The organism is Burkholderia sp. Ac-20379 (genome assembly GCF_017104645.1).
Taxonomy (GTDB): Bacteria; Pseudomonadota; Gammaproteobacteria; order Burkholderiales; family Burkholderiaceae; genus Burkholderia.
The window spans coordinates 1-22,676 of sequence record NZ_JAAGPF010000007.1 but is presented as its reverse complement, the minus strand read 5'-3'; the positions used below and the strand labels follow the sequence as shown (position 1 = coordinate 22,676).

Annotated in this window: 15 protein-coding genes, 4 tRNA genes and 1 rRNA gene; 1 reads left to right on the top strand and 19 read right to left on the bottom strand. The window is 63.5% G+C overall.

The features are described 5' to 3' along the window. Positions 1-36: 36 nt before the first annotated feature. From G3N92_RS01880 to G3N92_RS01860, 5 genes are all read right to left on the bottom strand, one after another. Positions 37-1,356, bottom strand: a complete 1,320-nt coding sequence (locus G3N92_RS01880; RefSeq protein WP_206125744.1) for an MFS transporter — start codon at positions 1,354-1,356, stop codon at positions 37-39. A gap of 133 nt (positions 1,357-1,489) precedes the next feature. Continuing rightward, positions 1,490-2,680 (bottom strand): porin, encoded by a 1,191-nt coding sequence (locus G3N92_RS01875; protein ID WP_241014516.1) that lies wholly within the window; start codon positions 2,678-2,680, stop codon positions 1,490-1,492. 264 nt (positions 2,681-2,944) lie between these two features. Beyond that, positions 2,945-3,970 (bottom strand): histone deacetylase family protein, encoded by a 1,026-nt coding sequence (locus G3N92_RS01870; protein ID WP_206125743.1) that lies wholly within the window; start codon positions 3,968-3,970, stop codon positions 2,945-2,947. Between the two features lie 37 nt (positions 3,971-4,007). After that, positions 4,008-5,240, bottom strand: coding sequence for a Zn-dependent hydrolase (locus G3N92_RS01865; protein ID WP_206125742.1), 1,233 nt, complete (start codon positions 5,238-5,240; stop codon positions 4,008-4,010). A 63-nt stretch (positions 5,241-5,303) separates the two neighbouring features. After that, positions 5,304-6,617 carry an MFS transporter gene (locus G3N92_RS01860; RefSeq protein ID WP_206125741.1) on the bottom strand — a complete coding sequence of 438 codons (1,314 nt, stop codon included), beginning with the start codon at positions 6,615-6,617 and terminating at the stop codon, positions 5,304-5,306. 192 nt (positions 6,618-6,809) lie between these two features. On the opposite strand from G3N92_RS01860, the gene G3N92_RS01855 reads away from it, so the two are divergent. Then, positions 6,810-7,769, top strand: coding sequence for a LysR family transcriptional regulator (locus G3N92_RS01855; RefSeq protein ID WP_206125740.1), 960 nt, complete (start codon positions 6,810-6,812; stop codon positions 7,767-7,769). A 131-nt stretch (positions 7,770-7,900) separates the two neighbouring features. Here G3N92_RS01855 and rpoC read toward each other — a convergent pair whose 3' ends face one another. From rpoC to rrf, 14 genes are all read right to left on the bottom strand, one after another. Further along, positions 7,901-12,163, bottom strand: a complete 4,263-nt coding sequence (gene rpoC, locus G3N92_RS01850; RefSeq protein WP_206125739.1) for a DNA-directed RNA polymerase subunit beta' — start codon at positions 12,161-12,163, stop codon at positions 7,901-7,903. Between the two features lie 21 nt (positions 12,164-12,184). Beyond that, on the bottom strand, positions 12,185-16,294 hold the full coding sequence (rpoB, locus tag G3N92_RS01845; RefSeq protein ID WP_206125738.1) for a DNA-directed RNA polymerase subunit beta: 4,110 nt from the start codon (positions 16,292-16,294) through the stop codon (positions 12,185-12,187). Between the two features lie 375 nt (positions 16,295-16,669). Continuing rightward, entirely contained in the window at positions 16,670-17,044 is a 375-nt protein-coding gene (gene rplL, locus G3N92_RS01840) for a 50S ribosomal protein L7/L12 (RefSeq protein WP_206125737.1), read from the bottom strand. 54 nt (positions 17,045-17,098) lie between these two features. Then, entirely contained in the window at positions 17,099-17,596 is a 498-nt protein-coding gene (gene rplJ / locus G3N92_RS01835; RefSeq protein WP_206125736.1) for a 50S ribosomal protein L10, read from the bottom strand. Between the two features lie 299 nt (positions 17,597-17,895). Continuing rightward, complete coding sequence (rplA, locus tag G3N92_RS01830; RefSeq protein WP_206125735.1) at positions 17,896-18,594, bottom strand: 50S ribosomal protein L1; 699 nt, start codon at positions 18,592-18,594, stop codon at positions 17,896-17,898. Beyond that, on the bottom strand, positions 18,595-19,026 hold the full coding sequence (rplK, locus tag G3N92_RS01825; protein ID WP_206125734.1) for a 50S ribosomal protein L11: 432 nt from the start codon (positions 19,024-19,026) through the stop codon (positions 18,595-18,597). Between the two features lie 144 nt (positions 19,027-19,170). Further along, a complete protein-coding gene (nusG, locus tag G3N92_RS01820; protein WP_206125733.1) occupies positions 19,171-19,728 on the bottom strand; it encodes a transcription termination/antitermination protein NusG in 558 nt (185 codons plus the stop codon). Between the two features lies 1 nt (position 19,729). Further along, positions 19,730-20,110 carry a preprotein translocase subunit SecE gene (gene secE / locus G3N92_RS01815; protein ID WP_206125732.1) on the bottom strand — a complete coding sequence of 127 codons (381 nt, stop codon included), beginning with the start codon at positions 20,108-20,110 and terminating at the stop codon, positions 19,730-19,732. A gap of 39 nt (positions 20,111-20,149) precedes the next feature. After that, positions 20,150-20,225: transfer RNA gene (locus G3N92_RS01810), tRNA-Trp, on the bottom strand. Between the two features lie 57 nt (positions 20,226-20,282). Next, positions 20,283-21,473 (bottom strand): elongation factor Tu, encoded by a 1,191-nt coding sequence (gene tuf, locus G3N92_RS01805; protein WP_206125731.1) that lies wholly within the window; start codon positions 21,471-21,473, stop codon positions 20,283-20,285. A gap of 67 nt (positions 21,474-21,540) precedes the next feature. Further along, positions 21,541-21,615, bottom strand: a tRNA-Thr gene (locus G3N92_RS01800). 26 nt (positions 21,616-21,641) lie between these two features. Continuing rightward, positions 21,642-21,715: transfer RNA gene (locus G3N92_RS01795), tRNA-Gly, on the bottom strand. 38 nt (positions 21,716-21,753) lie between these two features. After that, positions 21,754-21,839, bottom strand: a tRNA-Tyr gene (locus G3N92_RS01790). Between the two features lie 734 nt (positions 21,840-22,573). Next, positions 22,574-22,676, bottom strand: a 5S ribosomal RNA gene (gene rrf, locus G3N92_RS01785); the annotation flags it as partial.

Here is a 22,676-nt window from a genome sequence, read left to right as displayed (position 1 = left end):
CGCTTGCGGAAGAAAGAGGAAGGGCCGCGCCGTCGATCAGGAAACCTGAACGGTGCCGGCGGCGGCCGGGTGGGCTGGCGCGAAGCGCCGCTGATAGCGCGCCAGCGCGACGATGCCGGCCAGCGAAATGGCGGACAGCAGCGAGAAGAACACAGCCAGCGGCAGCCACTGGCCGCGGTAATGCTGCGCGACGAGCGTGCCGATCAGCGGCGTGGTGCCGCCTGCCACGGTGGCGCACAGCTGGTAGGCGATCGAAATGCCCGAATAGCGCAGATGGGTCGGAAACGCGCGCGTCATGAAGCCCGCGATCACCGCATACACGGCCGACAGCACCACCACCGCGATCGCGATGCCGGCCACGATCAGCACCGGCTGCTGGCTGTTGACGAGCACGAACATCGGATACGGCGTGAAGATCGACAGCAGCGCGGCGCAAGTCAGGAAGCGCGCGTCGCCGAAGCGCTGCGCGAGCAGCGCCGACACGGGCTGCGAGGCGAGCTGGATGATCGTCACCGCGAACAGGCAATCGAGAATCAGCGGCTTCGGCATCTTCAGGAAGCTCGTGACGTACGAAATCATGAACGTGTTCGTGAAGAAGAAACCGGCCGAACCGATGGTGGTGGCCGCCGCCGCGTAAAGAATCGGCTTCCAGTAGCCGCGCAGCACCTCGGTCACCGGCGCCTTCACGCGACGGTTCTCGCGCTTGGCCTGCTCGAACTCGGGCGATTCGTTCACGCCCATGCGCACCACCACGCCCGCCACCAGCAGCACGAAGCTGGCCACGAACGGCAGGCGCCAGCCCCACGACACGAACGCGTCGTGATCGAGCGACGACACCAGGCGGAACGAGATCAGCGACAGCAGCAACCCGGCCGGGCTGCCCATCTGCGGGATCGACGCGAACAGCGTCTTGCGCCCCGGCGCGGCGTGCTCGCTCGACATCAGCACCGCGCCGCCCCACTCGCCGCCCACGGCGATGCCCTGCAGGATGCGCAGCAGGATCAGGATCACCGGCGCGGCCGCGCCGATCGATGCGTACGACGGCAGCAGGCCGATGCCGGTGGTCGCCACGCCCATCAGGAACATCGTCAGGATCAGCATCTTCTTGCGGCCGAGGCGGTCGCCCCAATGGCCGAACACGGCGCCGCTGAGCGGGCGCGCGACGAAGCCCACGGCGAACGTCGCGAACGACGCCAGCGTGCTGACGAACGGGTCGCTGGCCGGGAAGAACACGTCGCCGAGCACGAGCGCGGCGGCCGTCGCGTAGGTATAGAAATCGTAGAACTCGATCGTCGTGCCGAAAAACGCGGCGAGTGCGGCGCGGACCGGCTGGCGTTGCGCAACGGGGGAAGTCATCGGGGATCCTTGGTCGGAGCGCCGCATGGCGCCAGGGCCGTGCGGCTTTGCGCATTTATCGGTGGCCAATATCGCCACGTAAAATGCTGATTTCTTATGCGGAGCATGAATCGCGTTCATGCTCCGCGCCGCGTCAGAAGCGGTGCCGGATGCCGGCCACCGTGACGAGTTGATGGCTGTTCGACGACGGCGTCGCGAACGCCACCGCCGCCACGGCCTTGCGGCCCGTCGAATCGGTGCCGGTCGCCAGTTGGTAGATGCCGACCGCGTACAGATCGGTGCGCTTGGACAGCGAATAATCCACGCCCACATCGAGCTGGCCGTACTTCGCCCCCTCGCGGCCGTTCACGCTGCTGCTGCGCGTGTACGCATACGACGCGGCCACCTGCAGGGCCGGCGTGATCAGATATTTCGTGTTCAGCTCGAACGTGTTGAACGCCACGCTGCCGCCAGGCATCTGCGTGGTCGAGCCGGCCACGGCGGTTGCACCGAGGTTGTTGAAGCGCGTGTTGCTGTACACCGCGCCGAAGGTGGCCGCGCCGAACGTGTAGGCGCCGCCCGCGTTGACGATCTGCTGCGTGCCCGCGCTCGCATAGCCGCTGTAGACGGGGCTGGCCATGTTGCTGCCGGCGGCGCTGTCGTTGGCCTTGTTGCCGAACAGCGAGAAGTTCGGATTGCGCGCGAGCGTGTAGGCGGCCGCGGCCTTCAGCGGGCCGCCCTGATAGCCGACGCCCACGCCGTAGATCTGGTTGCGCGCGGTACTGCCCGCCACGCCGCCGAAGCTGTAGAGCGCTTCCACGCTGAATCCTGCCCACACCGGCGACACGTACTTCAGCGCGTTGTTGACGCGGAACGAACCGTCGAGGTCGTCGAGATCGCCCGGGTGCGCGCCGTAGCCCGCGCCCGACAGCGCCCAATCCTCGCCGGCCGTGTAGATGCCGACCATGTCCGCGTTCGGCAAATACTGGCGGCCGGCCGTCACGGCGCCGAATCGCGCGGAGCCGAGCCCGACATAGAGCTGCCGGCCGAACAGGTCGCCGTTCTGGCCGAGCGCGCCGGTCGAGCCGTTGAAGCCGCCTTCGAGCACGAACAGCGAGTACAGTCCGCCGCCCAGGTCCTCGCGGCCGCGCAGGCCCCAGCGGCTGCCCGACGCGTTGCCGCTGGTCAGCGCGAACTGGCGGCTGCCGCCCGCATTGGTGTTGATGGCGATGCCCTGGTCGACGATCCCGTACAGCGTGACCGAGTTCTGCGCGTGCGCAGCGGTGGCGCCCAGCAGGGCGACGCCGAGGCAAAGAGGCTTGTTGAAGTTCATGGTGGGTCGCATGGCGCGTGTGGTTGAGATTCGTTTTTAAATCGATCTGGACTGCGAAATTCATGGCGAGCGGCATGGACATCGCCGGCCCTGGTGTCAGTTATCGAGCGCCAATAACGCTACGTAAAATGCCGTTTACTCATCGTCAGTATTAATGGCGTTCATCCTTGCCGCGGCGATGCGAGCGAAACGGCGGGCGCAAAAAAACGCGACGCCGGAAGCAGCACCCTGCTTCCGGCGTCGCGCCTTGTCGTGCGCGCTGTTTCGGTGTACTGCCTAGCGGCGCGCCTCGCCGAAACCGCCGAAGAACGCGCGCGCGTTGGCCTCGAGGCTCTCGATGTGATACCCGCCCTCCTGCACGATCACGGTCGGCAACTGCAGCGCGCCGACCGCGCCGCCGAGCCGGCCGAAGCCCTCGGTGGTGACGGCCACCTTCGATTGCGGATCGTCGCGATAGATGTCGAAGCCGAGCGCCAACACGATCGCGTCGGGCTGGAAGCGCTTGAGCACGCGCAGCGCATCGTCCACGCGTTCGAAGAACACGGCCTCGGACGCGCCGTGCGGCATCGGCAGGTTCACGTTGTAGCCGTAACCGTCGCCGCTGCCCGCTTCGTCCTCGTAGCCGGCCACGACCGGGTAGAAGTTGGTCGGATCGCCGTGGATCGAGATATAGAGCACGTCGTCGCGGCCGTAGAAGATTTCCTGCACGCCCTGGCCGTGGTGCATGTCGGTATCGAGAATCGCGACGCGGCCGAAGCGCTCGCGCAGCGATTGCGCGGCGATCGCGGCGTTGTTCAGATAACAGAAGCCACCCGCCGCATCGCGACGCGCATGGTGGCCGGGCGGCCGGCACAGCGCCCAGCTCTCGCGCGCGCCGCCGTTCACCGCATCGGCCGCGGCCAGCGCGCTCTGCGCCGACCAATAGGCCGAACGCCACGTATGCTCGCCGACCGGGCAACTGCCGTCGGCCAGATAGCGCGCCGCCTGGGCCAGCACGCCGCGCAGCGGATTGCCCTCGCGCACGTAGATGTTCGACATCACTTCGCCGCCCCAGTCGTCCGGCATGCGCATCCAGTCGCGGTGCGCCTCTTCGAGGAAGCGCAGGTAGTTCATGTCGTGCACCGCCGCGATCGGCGCGGTGCCGCGATCGGCCGGCTCGAGCACCTCGAAATCGAGCGAGCGGGCCGCCGCGACAAGCCGCGCCGCGCGTTCGGGCACTTCCTGCGGCTCGCGCATCTGGCCGCGCGACAGGTAGGTGCGCGGATGGTGCAGCGACTGTTCGGGATGGAAATAGGTTTTCATCGGTTCTCCGTAATATCGGGCCGCTTCGCGCGACGAATCAGCGCGCCAGCGCGCGTGCCAGCACGGCGTGCAGCAGCACGTTGGCGCCGGCGGTCACGTCGCCGGGCAAGGCGTCTTCGGCTTCGTTGTGCGAAAGGCCGTCGACGCAGGGAATGAACACCATCGCGGTCGGGTATTCGCGCGCCATCAGGATCGCGTCGTGCCCCGCGCCGCTGACGATGCGCTCGTTCGAATAGCCGAGCGCATCGGTGGCCTGCTGCACGAGCCCCACGCAGGTCGCGTCGAACGGCGTGGCCGGGCTGCGCCAGTAGGTGGCGATCTCGACGCGCAGGCCGCGTTCCGCCGCGATCCGCTCGAACGCCGCGCGCAGATCGCGCTCGATCGCGTCCACTTCGGCGTCGTCGTGATGACGCAAATCGACCGTGAAGCCCACCTGCCCCGCGATGGTGTTGCGCGAGGCGTTCGGAATCGCGACCTGGCCGATCGTGGCGAGGCCGCGCGGCGCGTAGCCGGCGACGATCCGTTCGAGTTCGAGCGCCATCTGCGCGCTCGCGAACAGCGCGTCCTTGCGATACGGCATCGGCGTGGTGCCGGCGTGGGCGGCCACGCCCGTCACCGTCACGTCGAGCCAGCGGATCGCCTGGCCGCCCGTCACCACGCCGATCGTCGTGCCGTTCGCCTCCAGCACCGGGCCCTGCTCGATGTGCGCCTCGAAGTAGGCGTCCACCGCGCCGCGCTCGCGCGTGCCTCGGCTGTCGCAGGCGTCGAGCGCAGCGCCGAGCGTCACGCCGTCGGCGTCGCGCGTGGCCAGCGCCGCGTCGAGCGCCGTGGCGCCCGTGAACACGGCCGAGCCGAGCATGGCCGGCGTGAAGCGCGCGCCTTCCTCGTTGGTCCACGAGACGATCTCGATCGGCCGGGCCGTGTCGAGCTTCGCGTCGTTCAGCGCACGCACCAGTTCGAGGCCGGCGAGCACGCCGTACACGCCGTCGAAGCGGCCGCCTTCGGGCTGCGTGTCGAGATGGCTGCCGACCAGCACGGGCGCGGCCTCCGGATCGCGGCCCGCGCGCCGGGCGAACAGGTTGCCGACCGCGTCGGTGCTCACCGTCATGCCGGCCTCGCGGCACCATTGCGCGAACAGCTCGCGGCCGCGCCGGTCCTCGTCGGTCAAGGCCAGCCGGCGCACGCCGCCGCGCGCGGTCGCGCCGATCGTCGCCATCTCCATCAGGCTGCGCCAGAGGCGCTCGCCGTTCACTTTCAGTTGCGGTTCCATTCGTGTTCCTGAGCAATCGGGGATTGCATGTGGTGCGGGGAAATCCTGGGGAAATCGGGCCGGTCAGCCCTGGCTCGTCAGCGCCTCGGCCGCATCGCGGCTCGCGGCGCGCCGTGCATCGAGCGCGACGATGCAGATCAGCGAGATGCCGGCCAGGCAGGTGTAGAACACCGCCAGCGGCCACCACTGGCCGGTGTAGCGATGCGCGAGCCAGGTGCCGACCAGCGGCGTCAGGCCCCCGGCGATCGCGCCGCACACCTGATACGCGAGCGAGATCGCCGAATAGCGGATATGGGTGGGGAAGATGCCGCTGACGAACCCGGCGATCACCGAGTAGAAGCTCGCCATGCAGATCACGGCCAGCGCGATGCCGATCACCATCGACAGCGTCGTGCCGTGCTGCACCAGCACGAACATCGGATACGGCGAGGCCATCGCGAGCAGCGCGGCCAGCTTCAGGAAGCGCGCGCCGCCGATGCGCTCGGCGAGCCATGCCGCGCACGGCTGCGACAGCAACTGGATCACGGCCACCACGAACAGGCAGTCGAGGATCATCGAACGCGTCACGCCGACGTACTGCGTGGTGTACGCGATCATGAACGTGTTGGTGAAGTACACGCCGGCGATGCCGATGGTGTTCGCGCCGATGCCGAGCAGCACCAGGCCCCATGCGGAGCGGAACACTTCGGCGATCGGCAGCTTCGCGGTGCGCTTGGCTTCGCGCAGCCGCGCGAACTCGGGCGATTCGTTCACGCCGAGCCGGATCAGGATGCCCACGATCAGCAGCGCCGCGCTCGCGAGGAACGGCAGGCGCCAGCCCCACGACAGGAACGCGGCCTTGTCCATCGAGGTGACGGCGCGAAACGCGATCAGCGACAGGATCAGGCCGGCCGGGCTGCCCAGCTGCGCGAACGACGCGAAGAACGTGCGGCGGCCCTCCGGCGCATGTTCGCCCGCCATCAGCACCGCGCCGCCCCACTCGCCGCCCACCGCGATGCCCTGCACCACGCGCAGCAGCACCAGCAGCACCGGCGCGAGCACGCCGACCGTGGCGTAATCGGGCAGCAGCCCGACGCACACGGTGGCCGCGCCCATCATCATCAGCGTGGTCATCAGCGCCTTCTTGCGGCCGATCCGATCGCCGAGATGGCCGAAGATGATGCCGCCGATGGGGCGCGCGAAGAAGCCCACCGCGAACGTCGCGAACGACGCCATGGTGCTGACGAAGCGGTCGCCCGACGGGAAATACAGCTCGCCGAACACGAGCGCGGCGGCGGTGGCGTAGATATAGAAGTCGTACCACTCGATCATCGTGCCGATGAACGCGGCGGTCGCCGCGCGGGCGGGCTGGCGGGTGGTGGCGGATTGGGGGGTCATGCTGGCTCCTCATGCGCCGGCGGTGGCCCCGAAGGCCCCGGGCGCGCTTGTCACGGGTCGGTGCGTGCGGCGTTTCGATTCGCCGCGCACGCCGCCTTTATCGATAGCCAGAAATCATTAGTCAAATTTCAAGTTATTATTCAACGCATAAATCAAACTTATAGTTTGATCGCCCCCCTGCCCGGAGCCGCGATGCGTACCGATTTCACCCGCTTCCTGAACGACCGTCTCGACTGGAACCTGCTGCGCACGTTCCTCGTGATCATGCAGGAGCGCAGCCTGAGCCGCGCCGCCGCGCGCCTGCACGTCACGCAGCCGGCCGTGAGCCAGGCGCTGAAACGGCTGGAGGATGCGCTCGAACACCGCCTGATCGAGCGCCGCGGGCCGTACTTCGCCCCCACCGCCGCCGGCGAGGCCGTCTACCGGATCGCGGGCGACCTGTACGGCACGATCTCGCGGCTCGATTCCGAACTCGACGACCGCACGGCCGACATCACCGGCTCGATCCGCCTGCTGACGATCAGCCGCATCGAGTCGCCCGTCTACGACGAATTCCTCGCCGAATTCCACCGCACCTACCCGCGCATCGATCTGCAGATCGAGGTCATGCGCTCGTCCGACATCATTTCCTCGCTGCTGCAGAAAACGGCGACGGCCGGCCTCGGCCTGTGCCGCAACCCGCACGACAAGCTCGAGATGCGGCCGTTCCTGCGGCAGCGCTACGCGATCTTCTGCGGGCGCCATCACCGCCTGTTCGGCAAGTCGCAACTGACGATGGACGATCTGCTCGCCGAGAACTTCGTGTCGTTCACGAGCGACCAGCTCGGCGACAGCCTCTCGCCGCTCACGGTGTTTCGCGACCAGAAGGGCTTCACGGGCCGCATCGTCGCGTCGTCGCCGAGCCTCGACGAGGTGCGCCGGCTGATCTTCGCCGGCTACGGCATCGGCTGCCTGCCCGAGCACATCGTGCGCGACGACCTGGCCCAGCAGCGGCTCTGGCGTCTGCCGCCCGACGAGGGGCTGGTCGACGTCGACGTATTCCTGCTCTGGCAGCGCGAACGCAAGATGAACGCGGCCGATCTCGCGTTCCTCGACAGCATGGAGCTGCACATGCGGCGCTATTCGTTCGCGGAGCGGCTCGGCGCGAAGTAGCGCGGGCCGGCCGGTTCCCGAGCGTCCGCGCGAGCCCCGCGCAAAAGCGACGGACGAAAAAAAACCGCCCGGTCGAAACCGGGCGGTTCGGGATGGCGAACCATCGAAAAGCGGCTTGGCGCCGCTCCCGATTATTCCGCGCTCGGATGCTGCTGCGACTCGACTGCGTCGGGCGTTTCGGCAGCCGGGGTTTCCGGGATGCCGAAATCGAAGGCTTCTTCCGCCGCGATCTGGTCGAAACGCTCGCGATCCGACACTTCCTTGTTCTTGCGCGCCTTGTGGAACGCAAGGCCGGTACCGGCCGGGATCAGACGGCCGACGATCACGTTTTCCTTCAGGCCACGCAGATCGTCGCGCTTGCCCATGATCGCCGCTTCCGTCAGCACGCGCGTCGTTTCCTGGAACGATGCCGCCGAGATGAACGAATCCGTCGACAGCGACGCCTTCGTGATACCCAGCAGGATGTTGTCGTACGACGCCGGACGCTTGCCTTCGGCGATCATGCGATCGTTTTCGTCCAGCATGTCCGAACGCTCGACCTGTTCACCCAGGATGAAGCGCGTATCGCCGTTGTCGGTGATCTGAACACGACGCAGCATCTGGCGAACGATCACCTCGATGTGCTTGTCGTTGATCTTCACACCCTGCAGACGGTACACGTCCTGCACTTCGTCGACGATGTAGCGCGACAGCGCCTCGATACCCTGCAGACGCAGGATGTCGTGCGGATCGGCCGGGCCGTCCACGATCATTTCGCCCTTGTTGACGACCTGAGCATCGTGGACCAGCACCTGCTTTTCCTTCGCGATCAGGAACTCGTGCTGATTGCCTTCGAGATCCGTGATGACGAGACGCTGCTTGCCCTTCGTGTCCTTGCCGAACGAGGTCGTGCCGGTGACTTCCGCCAGAATGCCGGCGTCCTTCGGCGAACGCGCTTCGAACAGTTCCGCGACTCGCGGCAGACCGCCGGTAATGTCACGCGTCTTCTGCGCTTCGGTCGGGATACGTGCGAGCACTTCACCCACCTGCACCTGCTGGCCGTCCTTCACCGTGATCAGCGCGCCGACCTGGAAGCCGATCTGCACCGAGTGCTCGGTGTTCGGGATCTTCACTTCCTCGCCAGCCGCGTCGAGCAGCTTGACCTGCGGACGCACGCTCTTCGCCGCTTGCGAACCGCGGCGCTTCACGTCGATCACGACGAGCGTCGACAGGCCCGTCACGTCGTCGATCTGCTTGGCGACCGTCACGCCTTCCTCGACGTTTTCGAACTTCACCGTACCGCCGTACTCGGTGATGATCGGACGCGTCAGCGGATCCCACGTGGCCAGTTGCGTGCCGGCCTTGATCACGTCGCCGTCGAGACGCAGCAGCGTCGCGCCGTACGGGATCTTGTGACGTTCGCGCTCGCGGCCCAGATCGTCGGTGATCATGGCTTCGCCCGAACGCGAAATGACGATCTGCTCGCCCTTCGCGTTGGTGACGTAACGCATGGTCGCCGTGAAGCGGACCGTACCGTTGCTCTTCGCTTCGACCGACGAGGCCACTGCCGCACGCGATGCCGCACCACCGATGTGGAACGTACGCATGGTCAGCTGCGTGCCCGGTTCGCCGATCGACTGCGCCGCGATCACGCCGACCGCTTCGCCGACGTTCACCGCCGAGCCGCGGCCCAGGTCGCGGCCGTAGCAGGCTGCGCACAGGCCGTAGCGCGTTTCGCAGGTCAGCGGCGTGCGCACGCGGACTTCGTCGATGCCGAGGCGTTCGATTTCCTCGACAGCGGTTTCGTCCAGCAGCGTGCCGTTCTCGTACAGCGTTTCCTGCGTTTCCGGGTTGACGACGTCAGCCACGGCGACGCGGCCGAGAATCCGGTCGCGCAGCGCTTCGACGACTTCACCGCCTTCCACGAGCGCCTTCATCGCCACGCCGTTCGACGTGCCGCAGTCGTTCTCGACCACCACCAGATCCTGCGTGACGTCGACCAGACGACGCGTCAGGTAACCCGAGTTTGCCGTCTTCAGTGCCGTATCAGCCAGACCCTTACGTGCACCGTGGGTCGAGATGAAGTACTGCAACACGTTCAGGCCTTCGCGGAAGTTCGCCGTAATCGGCGTCTCGATGATCGAGCCGTCCGGCTTCGCCATCAGGCCGCGCATACCGGCCAGCTGACGAATCTGCACCGCGGAACCCCGCGCGCCCGAGTCGGCCATCATGTAGATCGAGTTGAACGATTCCTGGCGCGTTTCCTTGCCGTCGCGATCGACCACCGGCTCCGTCGAGAGCTGCTCCATCATCGCCTTGCCGACCGCTTCCGACGTCGCCGACCAGATGTCGACCACGTTGTTGTAGCGTTCTTGCGCGGTGACGAGACCCGACATGTACTGACGGTCGTATTCCTTCACCTTCTTCGCGGCGTCGCCGACGATCACTTCCTTCTGCGTCGGCACGAGCATGTCGTCCACGCAGATCGAGATGCCGGCGCGCGTCGCGAGACGGAAGCCCGACTGCATCAGCTGATCGGCGAACACGACCGTCGCACGCAGGCCGCACTTGCGGAACGCGGTGTTGATCAGGCGCGAGATTTCCTTCTTCTTCAGCGGCTTGTTCAGCACCGAGAACGGCAGGCCGGCCGGCAGGATTTCCGACAGGATCGCGCGGCCGACGGTGGTGGCGTACAACGAGATCTTCGGCACGAACTGCGGTGCGCCTTCCGACTTGTCCTCGTTGTGGACCATTTCCGTGATCCGCACGTTCACGCGCGAAGCCAGCTCGACTTCCTTGTTCTCGTACGCCAGCAGGGCTTCCGACACGCCCGTGAAGGTCATGCCTTCGCCCTTGCCGTTGACCGCTTCGCGCGTCGCGTAATACAGGCCGAGCACGATATCCTGCGACGGCACGATCGACGGATCGCCGTTGGCCGGGAACAGGACGTTGTTCGACGCCAGCATCAGCGTGCGCGCTTCCATCTGCGCTTCGAGCGACAGCGGCACGTGCACGGCCATCTGGTCACCGTCGAAGTCGGCGTTGAACGCCGCGCAAACGAGCGGGTGCAGCTGGATTGCCTTGCCTTCGATCAGCACCGGCTCGAACGCCTGGATACCCAGACGGTGCAGCGTCGGCGCACGGTTCAGCATCACCGGGTGCTCGCGGATCACCTCTTCGAGGATGTCCCACACCACCGGCGTCTGGTTCTCGACTTCCTTCTTCGCAGCCTTGATGGTGGTAGCGACACCCATCACTTCGAGCTTGTTGAAGATGAACGGCTTGAACAGTTCGAGCGCCATCAGCTTCGGCAGACCGCACTGGTGCAGCTTCAGCGTCGGGCCCACCACGATGACCGAACGGCCCGAGTAGTCGACGCGCTTGCCCAGCAAGTTCTGACGGAAACGACCGCCCTTGCCCTTGATCATGTCGGCGAGCGACTTCAGCGGACGCTTGTTGGCGCCCGTCATCGCCTTGCCGCGGCGGCCGTTGTCGAGCAGCGAATCGACGGCTTCCTGCAGCATCCGCTTTTCGTTGCGGACGATGATTTCCGGTGCCTTCAGCTCGAGCAGACGCTTCAGACGGTTGTTCCGGTTGATCACGCGGCGATACAGATCGTTCAGGTCCGACGTCGCGAAACGGCCGCCGTCCAGCGGCACCAGCGGACGCAGTTCCGGCGGCAGCACCGGCAGGACTTCGAGAATCATCCACTCGGGCTTGATGCCCGAACGCTGGAATGCCTCGAGAACCTTCAGGCGCTTCGCGTACTTCTTGATCTTCGCTTCCGAGCCGGTGTTCTTCAGCTCGGTGCGCAGCGTCTCGACCTGTTCGTCGATGTTGATCGCGCGCAGCAGCTCGCGCACGCCTTCCGCGCCCATCTCGGCGCGGAATTCGTCGCCGTATTCCTCGACCTTGTTGTAGTAATCCTCTTCGGTCATGATCTGCCGCGCCTTCAGCGGCGTCATGCCCGGTTCGATGACCACGTAGGCTTCGAAGTACAGCACGCGTTCGATGTCGCGCAGCGTCATGTCGAGCACCATGCCCAGACGCGACGGCAGCGACTTCAGGAACCAGATGTGCGCGACCGGCGAGGCCAGTTCGATGTGGCCCATGCGCTCGCGGCGCACCTTGGCCAGCGTCACTTCGACGCCGCACTTCTCGCAGATCACGCCGCGGTGCTTCAGACGCTTGTACTTGCCGCACAGGCATTCGTAATCGCGGATCGGCCCGAAGATCTTCGCGCAGAACAGACCATCCCGCTCCGGCTTGAACGTGCGGTAGTTGATCGTTTCCGGCTTCTTGACCTCGCCGAACGACCACGAACGGATCTTGTCCGGCGAAGCCAGACCGATCTTGATCGCGTCGAAAACTTCTTCCTGTTGGACTTGCTTGAATAGATCGAGCAGAGCTTTCATTGCTTTCTCTCCGTAGTCCGATTAGTTGCGGTCGAGGTCGATGTCGATACCGAGCGAGCGGATTTCCTTCACCAACACGTTGAAGGATTCCGGCATGCCCGCGTCGATCACGTGGTCGCCCTTGACGAGGTTCTCGTACACCTTCGTCCGGCCGTTCACGTCGTCCGACTTCACCGTCAGCATTTCCTGCAGCACGTACGACGCGCCGTAGGCTTCGAGTGCCCACACTTCCATTTCACCGAAACGCTGGCCACCGAACTGCGCCTTACCACCCAGCGGCTGCTGCGTGACGAGCGAGTACGGGCCGGTCGAACGCGCGTGCATCTTGTCGTCGACCAAGTGGTGCAGCTTCAGGTAGTGCATGTAGCCGACCGTGACGGTCCGCTCGAATGCCTCGCCCGTGCGGCCGTCGTACAGGCGCACCTGGTTCTTCGAAGGCGTCATGCCGAGGTTCTGCGCGATGTCGTCCGGGAACGCCAGGTCGAGCATCTTCGACATTTCTTCTTCGGTCGCACCGTCGAACACCGGCGTCGCGAACGGCACGCCTTCGCGCAGGTTCTTCGCCAGCTCGAGGATTTCGTCGTCGCTGAAGCTGACGAGATCTTCCGCGCGGCCCGACTCGTTGTAGATCTTGGTCAGGAACACACGCAGTTCTTCGATCTTCGCCTGACGCGCCAGCATTTCGCCGATTCGCCAGCCGAGACCCTTCGCGGCCCAGCCCAGATGCACTTCGAGCACCTGACCCACGTTCATCCGCGACGGCACGCCCAGCGGGTTCAGCACGACGTCGGCCGGACGACCGTCCGCCATGTACGGCATGTCTTCCACCGGCACGATCTTCGAGACCACACCCTTGTTACCGTGACGACCTGCCATCTTGTCGCCAGGCTGCAGGCGACGCTTGACCGCCAGGTACACCTTGACCATCTTCAGCACGCCAGGCTGCAGTTCGTCGCCTTGCGTGAGCTTCTTGCGCTTCTCTTCGAACGCGAGGTCGAACTGGTGGCGCTTCTCTTCGATCGAGTTCTTGATCGCTTCGAGCTGTGCCGCCGCTTCCTCGTCGGCCAGACGGATGTCGAACCAGTGATAGTGGTCGAGATCCGACAGGTAGGCCTGGTCGAGCTTGGTGCCCTTGACGAGCTTCTTCGGGCCGCCGTTGGCGACCTTGCCGTCGAGCATCCGCGCCAGACGCTGGAAGGCATCGCCTTCCACGATACGCAGCTGGTCGTTCAGGTCCAGGCGGTAGCGCTTCAGTTCGTCGTCGATGATCTGTTGCGCACGCTTGTCGCGCACGATGCCTTCGCGCGTGAACACCTGCACGTCGATCACCGTGCCGCTCATGCCCGACGGCACGCGCAGCGACGTGTCCTTCACGTCCGAAGCCTTCTCGCCGAAGATCGCGCGCAGCAGCTTCTCTTCCGGCGTCAGCTGGGTTTCGCCCTTCGGCGTGACCTTGCCGACCAGCACGTCGCCCGCTTCGACTTCCGCGCCGATGTAAACGATGCCCGATTCGTCGAGACGGCCGAGCTGGACTTCCGCCAGGTTCGAGATGTCGCGCGTGATTTCCTCAGGCCCGAGCTTCGTGTCGCGAGCGACCACGTTCAGCTCTTCGATGTGGATCGACGTGTAGCGATCGTCCGCCACGACCTTCTCCGAGATCAGGATCGAATCCTCGAAGTTGTAGCCGTTCCACGGCATGAACGCGATCAGCATGTTCTGGCCGAGCGCGAGCTCGCCCAGGTCGGTCGAGGCGCCATCGGCCACGACGTCGCCACGCGCAACCTTGTCGCCCATCTTCACGATCGGACGCTGGTTGATGTTCGTGTTCTGGTTCGAACGCGTGTACTTGATGAGGTTGTAGATGTCGACACCGACCTCACCCGCCACCGCTTCGTCGTCGTTCACGCGAATCACGATACGGCCCGCGTCGACGTAGTCGACCACGCCGCCGCGTTCCGCCTGAACCGTCGTGCCCGAGTCGACCGCGCAGGTGCGCTCGATACCCGTACCGACGACCGGCTTTTCCGGACGCAGGCAAGGCACGGCCTGACGCTGCATGTTCGAACCCATCAGTGCACGGTTCGCGTCATCGTGTTCGAGGAACGGAATCAGCGAAGCCGCCACCGAGACGATCTGCGACGGCGCCACGTCCATGTACTGGATGCGGTCCGGCGTGACCATCATGGTTTCGCCGGCTTCACGCGCGGAGACGAGTTCGTCGGTCAGTTCGCCCGACACTTCGTCCACCGAGGCGTTCGCCTGCGCGATCACGTAGCGGCCTTCTTCGATCGCCGACAGGTAATCGATCTGATCGGTCACCTTGCTGTCCGTCACCTTGCGGTACGGCGTTTCGAGGAAGCCGTATTCGTTCAGGTGGGCGTACAGCGCCAGCGAGTTGATCAGGCCGATGTTCGGACCTTCCGGCGTTTCGATCGGGCACACGCGGCCATAGTGGGTCGGGTGCACGTCGCGGACTTCGAAGCCTGCGCGTTCGCGCGTCAGACCGCCCGGGCCCAGTGCGGAAACACGGCGCTTGTGCGTGATTTCCGACAGCGGGTTGGTCTGGTCCATGAACTGCGACAGCTGCGACGAACCGAAGAACTCGCGGATCGCCGACGAAATCGGCTTCGAGTTGATCAGGTCGTGCGGCATCAGGTTTTCGCTTTCGGCCTGGCCGAGGCGTTCCTTCACCGCGCGCTCGACACGCACGAGACCGGCGCGGAACTGGTTTTCCGCCAGTTCGCCGACGCAACGCACGCGACGATTGCCCAAGTGGTCGATGTCGTCCACTTCGCCCTTGCCGTTACGCAGCTCGACCAGGATCTTGATCGTCGCGAGGATGTCGTCGTCCAGCAGCGTCATCGGGCCGACGATTTCGTCGCGGCCGACACGGCGGTTGAACTTCATACGGCCGACCTTCGACAGGTCGTAGGCGTCTTCGCTGTAGAACAGACGGTTGAACAGCGCCTCGACGGCTTCTTCCGTCGGCGGCTCGCCCGGACGCATCATGCGGTAGATCGCGATACGCGCGGCCGTCTTGTCGGCCGTTTCGTCGACGCGCAGCGTCGACGAGATGTACGGACCTTGATCCAGATCGTTCGTGTAGATCGTCTGGATGTCCTTGATCTTCGCGTCGCGCAGCTTGTCCAGCACGCTTTCGGTGATCTCGTCGTTCGCGTTCGCGATGACTTCGCCGGTATCGCCGTCGACGACGTTCTTCGCCAGCACGCGGCCGATCAGATAATCTTCCGGCACCGAGATGAAGGTGGTCTTGGCGGCTTCGAGATCGCGAATGTGCTTCGCGTTGATCCGCTTGTCCTTCTGGACGATGACCTTGCCTTCGCGATCCGAGATGTCGAAGCGCGCGACTTCACCGCGCAGACGCTCCGGCACGAACTCCATCTGCGCGCCTTCGCCCATCAGCGTGAAGTTGTCGAACACGAAGAAGTTCGCGAGGATCTGTTCCGGCGTCAGGCCGATGGCCTTCAGCAGGATCGACACCGGCATCTTGCGGCGGCGGTCGACGCGGAAGTACAGGATGTCCTTCGGATCGAATTCGAAGTCGAGCCACGAGCCGCGGTACGGAATGATCCGTGCCGAGAACAGCAGCTTGCCCGAGCTGTGGGTCTTGCCCTTGTCGTGTTCGAAGAACACGCCGGGCGAACGGTGGAGCTGCGAGACGATCACGCGCTCGGTGCCGTTGATGACGAACGAGCCGGTCGGCGTCATGAGCGGAATTTCGCCCATGTACACTTCCTGCTCCTTCACTTCCTTGACGACGGGCTTGTTCGGCGATTCCTTGTCGAGCAGCACGAGGCGAACCTTCGCGCGCAGGGCCGAGCAATAGGTGAGACCACGCTGCTGACATTCCTTGATGTTGAATGCCGGCGACGACAACGCATAGCTCACGAATTCGAGGCGTGCGAAACCGTTGTGGGAAACGATCGGAAAAACCGAGGTAAAGGCAGCCTGAAGACCTTCAGACTTACGTTGTGCCGCAGACACTTCAGCTTGCAGAAACGTGCTGAATGATTCAAGCTGAGTGGCTAGCAGGAAAGGAACTTGGTGAACGATGGAGCGTTTCGCGAAACTCTTGCGAATACGCTTCTTCTCGGTGAAGGAATATTGCATACGATCTCCGAATCACGGCGGGCGCTATCGAGGCGGGATACCTGGACGTGTCAAACCCGAGTGTTCACCGACTGAGACCCGAATGCCGTGCGGCGGCTCGAGCCTAGAAGCTTGGTGGTTGGCCGCTACCAACCGCTGGCTGACGGCAGCGGATGCCTGTGTTGCCCGCTACCCGACCAAACTTGCCTTCTGCAGTCGCTTCAGAAGACAAAGAAAATCGCCGGCTGTCACGCATCGTGTGTCGTAACGGCGGTTTTCTTTGACTTCTGGGGCCATCCATCTTGACACAGAAATTGAGTGTCAAAACAGCGTCCCCACAAAGCACAAAAAGGCCGGCGGTATAAAACCGCCAGCCTTCGCGCAGCAAATCGAAACTTACTTGATTTCGACCTTCGCGCCTGCTTCTTCCAGCTTCTTCTTCGCGTCGTCGGCAGCAGCCTTGTCAACGCCTTCCTTGACAGGCTTCGGTGCGCCGTCGACCAGGTCCTTCGCTTCCTTCAGGCCCAGGCCCGTCAGTTCGCGAACAGCCTTAATGACGGAAACCTTGTTGGCGCCGACTTCAGCCAGGATGACCGAGAACTCGGTCTTCTCTTCGGCTGCAGCAGCTGCGCCGCCGCCTGCCGGGCCAGCAACTGCCACTGCAGCTGCCGACACGCCGAACTTCTCTTCGAACGCCTTGACCAGCTCGTTCAGTTCCAGAACAGTCATGCCTTCGACTGCTGCCAGGATGTCTTCTTTTGCGATTGCCATGTGAAATACTCCTAAATTGAATGCGGATACAGCCAGCGATCTGTGACGCGGACGTTATGCAGCTTCGGCCTGCTTCTTTTCTGCCAGCGCGGCCAGGGCACGCGCAAAGCCAGCAACAGGCGACTGCATGACGAACAGCAGCTTCGAGAGCAGTTCTTCGCGGCTCGGGATGGTTGCCAGCGCTTGCACGCCAGCCTTGTCCATCACCTTGCCATCGAACGAACCAGCCTTGATGATCAGCTTGTCATTGCTCTTGGCGAAGTCGTTCACGACCTTCGCAGCAGCAATGGCATCTTCCGAGATGCCGTAGATCAGCGGGCCAGTCATCTGCTCTGCCAGCGGAGCAAACGGCGTACCTTCAACTGCGCGGCGTGCCAGGGTGTTCTTCAGCACGCGCAGGTACACCTGCTTTTCACGCGCTTGCGCGCGCAGCTTGGTCAGATCGCCAACCGCAATTCCACGATACTCAGCCAGCACAACGGTCTGGGCCTTCGCGACTTGCGCGGAAACCTCAGCAACGACGGCTTGCTTGTCTTCTCTATTAAGCGGCACGGTCAGCCTCCAGAAACGATACGATCGGCGTAAGCCTTTCGTACCTCGTTCAACAACGGCGTCCGAGTCGTCAGGAGTATTTCCGCCGCCGGCCCGGATCGCTCCGCACCTTCGGCTTCACCACTACAAAACTTGTTCGGGTTCGCCATCTGCGTTGGCTTGCATTAAGGGAGTGCCCAACTGCTGCCCCCCACCAACGGTCTTTGATAACCGGTCACCCGGCGCTCAACACGCCCGGCAACCGCCCAAAGCCCTTGTCAGGCCGCTTCGCACCCGCGAAGCGACCCGGAATACTTCGATTACTGCGCTGCCAGCGAGCCTTGGTCGACGCGAACGCCGACGCCCATCGTGCTCGACAGGGCGACCTTGCGCAGGTACACGCCCTTGCTCGTTGCCGGCTTGGCCTTTTGCAGCGCTTCGATCAGCGCCGACAGGTTGCTGCGCAACGCTGCCGATTCGAACGACGCGCGGCCGATCGTTGCGTGGATGATACCGGCCTTGTCAACACGGAACTGAACCTGACCTGCCTTCGCGTTCTTCACTGCGGTGGCGACGTCCGGCGTAACCGTACCGACCTTCGGGTTCGGCATCAGGCCGCGCGGGCCGAGGATCTGGCCGAGCGTACCGACGATACGCATCGTGTCCGGCGAAGCGATCACGATGTCGAAATCCATCTGGCCAGCCTTGATCTGCTCTGCCAGGTCTTCCATGCCGACGATTTCCGCGCCGGCTGCACGTGCTTGCTCAGCCTTGTCGCCTTGGGCGAACACGGCGACGCGAACCGACTTGCCGGTACCTGCCGGCAGCACGACCGAACCGCGAACCACTTGGTCCGACTTCTTCGCGTCGATGCCGAGCTGGACTGCCACGTCGATCGATTCGTTGAACTTCGCGCTCGCGCATTCCTTCACGAGTGCCAGTGCGTCTTCGATCGCGTACAGCTTCTGACGGTCGACCTTAGCGGCAAATGCCTGACGACGCTTCGAGATCTTGGCCATTTACACGCCCTCCACGGTGATGCCCATCGAGCGTGCGCTGCCTGCGATGGTGCGAACTGCTGCGTCCAGATCCGCTGCCGTGAGGTCAGGCATCTTGGTCTTTGCGATTTCTTCAGCTTGAGCGCGCGTGATCGAACCGACCTTGTCGGTGTGCGGCTTGGCCGAACCCTTGTCGATCTTCGCTGCCTTCTTGATCAGGACGGTCGCCGGCGGCGTCTTCATCACGAACGTGAAGCTCTTGTCCGCGAATGCCGTGATCACGACCGGAACCGGCAGGCCCGGTTCCATGCCTTGGGTCTGCGCGTTGAACGCCTTGCAGAACTCCATGATGTTCAGGCCGCGTTGGCCCAGTGCCGGACCGACCGGCGGCGACGGGTTGGCTTTACCTGCAGGGATCTGCAGCTTGATAAAGCCGATAATCTTCTTTGCCATTTGAAAACCTCGTTGGAACGCCAGGCTGGCGTCCGGTGAGTGATAACGCGGGTTCGTCCGTACGGACTACTGACGCTCCTCAACGGCCAATGATGCGGACCGTAAGCGCGACGGCGGGCAGCACACAGGCTGCCCACTTGAAACTCAGACTTTTTCGACCTGGCCGAACTCGAGCTCGACCGGCGTTGCGCGCCCGAAAATCGTAACGGACACGCGCACTCTCGACTTTTCGTAGTTCACTTCTTCGACAGTGCCGTTGAAGTCGGTGAACGGGCCTTCCTTGACCCGGACCATCTCGCCTACTTCGAACAGGGTCTTCGGGCGCGGCTTTTCCACGCCTTCCTGCATCTGCGACATGATCTTTTCGACTTCACGCGGAGAAATCGGGCTCGGGCGGTTGCGCGCACCACCCACGAAACCGGTGACTTTCGCCGTATTCTTGACGAGGTGCCACGTTTCGTCCGTCATTTCCATTTCCACCAGCACGTAGCCAGGGAAGAAACGACGCTCGGTCACGGCCTTGTGACCACCCCGGACTTCGACGACCTCTTCGGTCGGAACCAGGATCTGGCCAAACTTGTCTTGCATGCCAGCACGTTCCACACGCTCTTGAAGCGCGCGTTGCACGCTCTTCTCCATGCCGGAGTAGGCGTGCACGACGTACCAACGCTTTCCGCTCGGGGATGCCGGAGTATCGCTCATATCATTTCCAACCCAGAATCGCCGAGAAAATCACCCATTCGATCGACTTATCGCTAAGCCAAAGGAAGAGTGCCATGATCAGCACAAACCCAAACACGACCAACGTGGTTTGCGTGGCTTCCTTGCGCGTCGGCCAAACGACCTTGCGCACTTCCCGGTAGGAATCTTTTCCGAATGCGATGAAGTTCTTGCCCGGAAGCGACATCAGGGCGACGGCGACACCGGCGATCACGCCCACTGCCAGCGCAGCGCCGCGGATGTACCACTCCTTGCCACCCAGCAAGAAGAAGCCCGCAAATCCGGCCAAGACCAGCAATACGCCCAGGCCCAGCATTAGCTTATCGCCGGAGGTATTTACAGTTTCGACGGATGGATTCGCCATAACACCTTAAAACAAATGCCACGTCTAAACGTGGCGATTTGGCAGGGGCAGAGGGAATCGAACCCCCAACCTTCGGTTTTGGAGACCGACGCTCTGCCAGTTGAGCTATACCCCTGTACCAATGGAACCGGACAACTCCGGCCCCAAGACTGTCGATCTACGCCTAACTGGCTTAGGCGAGGATCTTTGCAACAACGCCGGCGCCGACGGTACGGCCGCCTTCGCGGATTGCGAAGCGCAGACCTTCTTCCATGGCGATCGGAGCGATCAGCTTCACCGTGATCGACACGTTGTCGCCCGGCATGACCATTTCCTTGTCCTTCGGCAGCTCGATCGAGCCCGTCACGTCCGTCGTACGGAAGTAGAACTGCGGACGGTAGTTGTTGAAGAACGGCGTGTGACGGCCGCCTTCGTCCTTGCTCAGCACGTACACTTCAGCCGTGAAGTGCGTGTGCGGCTTGATCGAGCCCGGCTTCGCCAGAACTTGACCACGCTCCACGTCTTCGCGCTTCGTGCCGCGCAGCAGGATACCGACGTTGTCGCCTGCTTGACCTTGGTCCAGCAGCTTGCGGAACATTTCGACGCCCGTGCAGGTCGTCTTCACGGTGTCCTTGATGCCGACGATTTCGAGTTCTTCGCCGACCTTCACGATACCGCGCTCGATACGACCCGTCACCACCGTGCCGCGGCCCGAGATCGAGAACACGTCTTCCACCGGCATCAGGAACAGGCCGTCAACAGCGCGTTCCGGCGTCGGGATGTACGTGTCCAGCGCGTCGGCCAGGCTCATGATCGCCACTTCGCCCAGCTCGCCCGTGTCGCCTTCCAGCGCCAGCTTGGCCGAACCCTTCACGATCGGCGTGTCGTCGCCCGGGAAGTCGTACTTCGACAGGAGTTCGCGAACTTCCATCTCGACCAGCTCGAGCAGTTCGGCGTCGTCCACCATGTCGCACTTGTTCAGGAACACGATGATGTACGGCACGCCAACCTGACGGGCCAGCAGGATGTGCTCGCGCGTTTGCGGCATCGGGCCGTCGGCAGCCGAGCAAACCAGGATCGCGCCGTCCATCTGTGCGGCGCCCGTGATCATGTTCTTCACATAGTCAGCGTGGCCCGGGCAGTCGACGTGTGCGTAGTGGCGGTTAGCCGTTTCGTACTCGACGTGTGCCGTGTTGATCGTGATGCCGCGCGCCTTTTCTTCCGGTGCCGCGTCGATCTGGTCGTAGGCCTTCGCTTCGCCGCCGAACTTCTTGGTCAGCACCGTCGTGATTGCTGCCGTCAGCGTCGTCTTGCCGTGGTCAACGTGACCGATCGTACCGACGTTGACGTGCGGCTTGGTCCGCTCAAATTTACCCTTGGCCATTTTCAACTCCCGTAAGGAATTTCACATGTTGCGCAGCGTGGCGCGCAAACAGACACTGACAACCTGCTGGTGCCCATGGGCAGGATCGAACTGCCGACCTCTCCCTTACCAAGGGAGTGCTCTACCACTGAGCCACATGGGCGAAACAAGTACTAACTACATGGAACGTGGAGCGGGTGAAGGGAATCGAACCCTCGTCGTAAGCTTGGAAGGCTTCTGCTCTACCATTGAGCTACACCCGCGCGGGCCACTTAACGATCCCTTTACCGCTCTATATGTCTGGTGGAGGAGGTTGGATTCGAACCAACGTAGGCGTAAGCCAACAGATTTACAGTCTGCCCCCTTTAGCCACTCGGGCACCCCTCCGTAGAGAACTGACGATTATGGTGGCATGCAGACTTTGTGTCAAGCACTCCCGCAGAGATTTTTTACCTCTCTTTGGCGGCGCCCGCTGTCTACATCTCATGCCGATCACCCGCAGGACGGAGCGTGAACCGGCACCCTGTAAAAGCGCCGCACTTCGTCGAACCTGGCAACCGGAGCGGAAACTGCACCCGCCCAGACCGTCATTCCAACCCCCGGGAAAGTTCGCCGGAAATCGGAAAGACATTAATCATAAGGGGTCACGACGAATATGCCAAGGGGTAAACGGGATTTTTCGTAAAGTTTTTTGATGTCCCGGCAAACGCCGACTCGATAATCACCGTAAAAGGCCAAACCACATCGCCTGAGCCCAGGCTGACGGGTCTCGGCAGCCCACCAGGGCCGGCCGAAGCCTGATCGTGCGTAGGGGACATGGGCCAGGAAGGTCACGAGCGAGGCGCGCAGACTGCCCTCGGAGGCGCCAGAAGCGCGCTAACCAGCTGGCAACGGTTACCGCAATCGAACGCCGATCGCGGCATTCAGGCCGGCCTGCCGACAGTCTATGCGGCGCCGTTGGTCACCTGGCTGCGGGTTTCGAGCGGACAGCCAAGTTGAGCGAATTGAAATGCAATTCGGTGGAGGCTATTTGGATATTGCCGTGCGCGCGGTGGATGGGAATTCGGCGCAGAAAAGACAAAACCCCCACTGCATTCGCAGCGGGGGTTCTGAAGGAGGAAGCCTGACGATTACCTACTTTCACACGGGCAATCCGCACTATCATCGGCGTAGAGTCGTTTCACGGTCCTGTTCGGGATGGGAAGGGGTGGTACCGACTCGCTA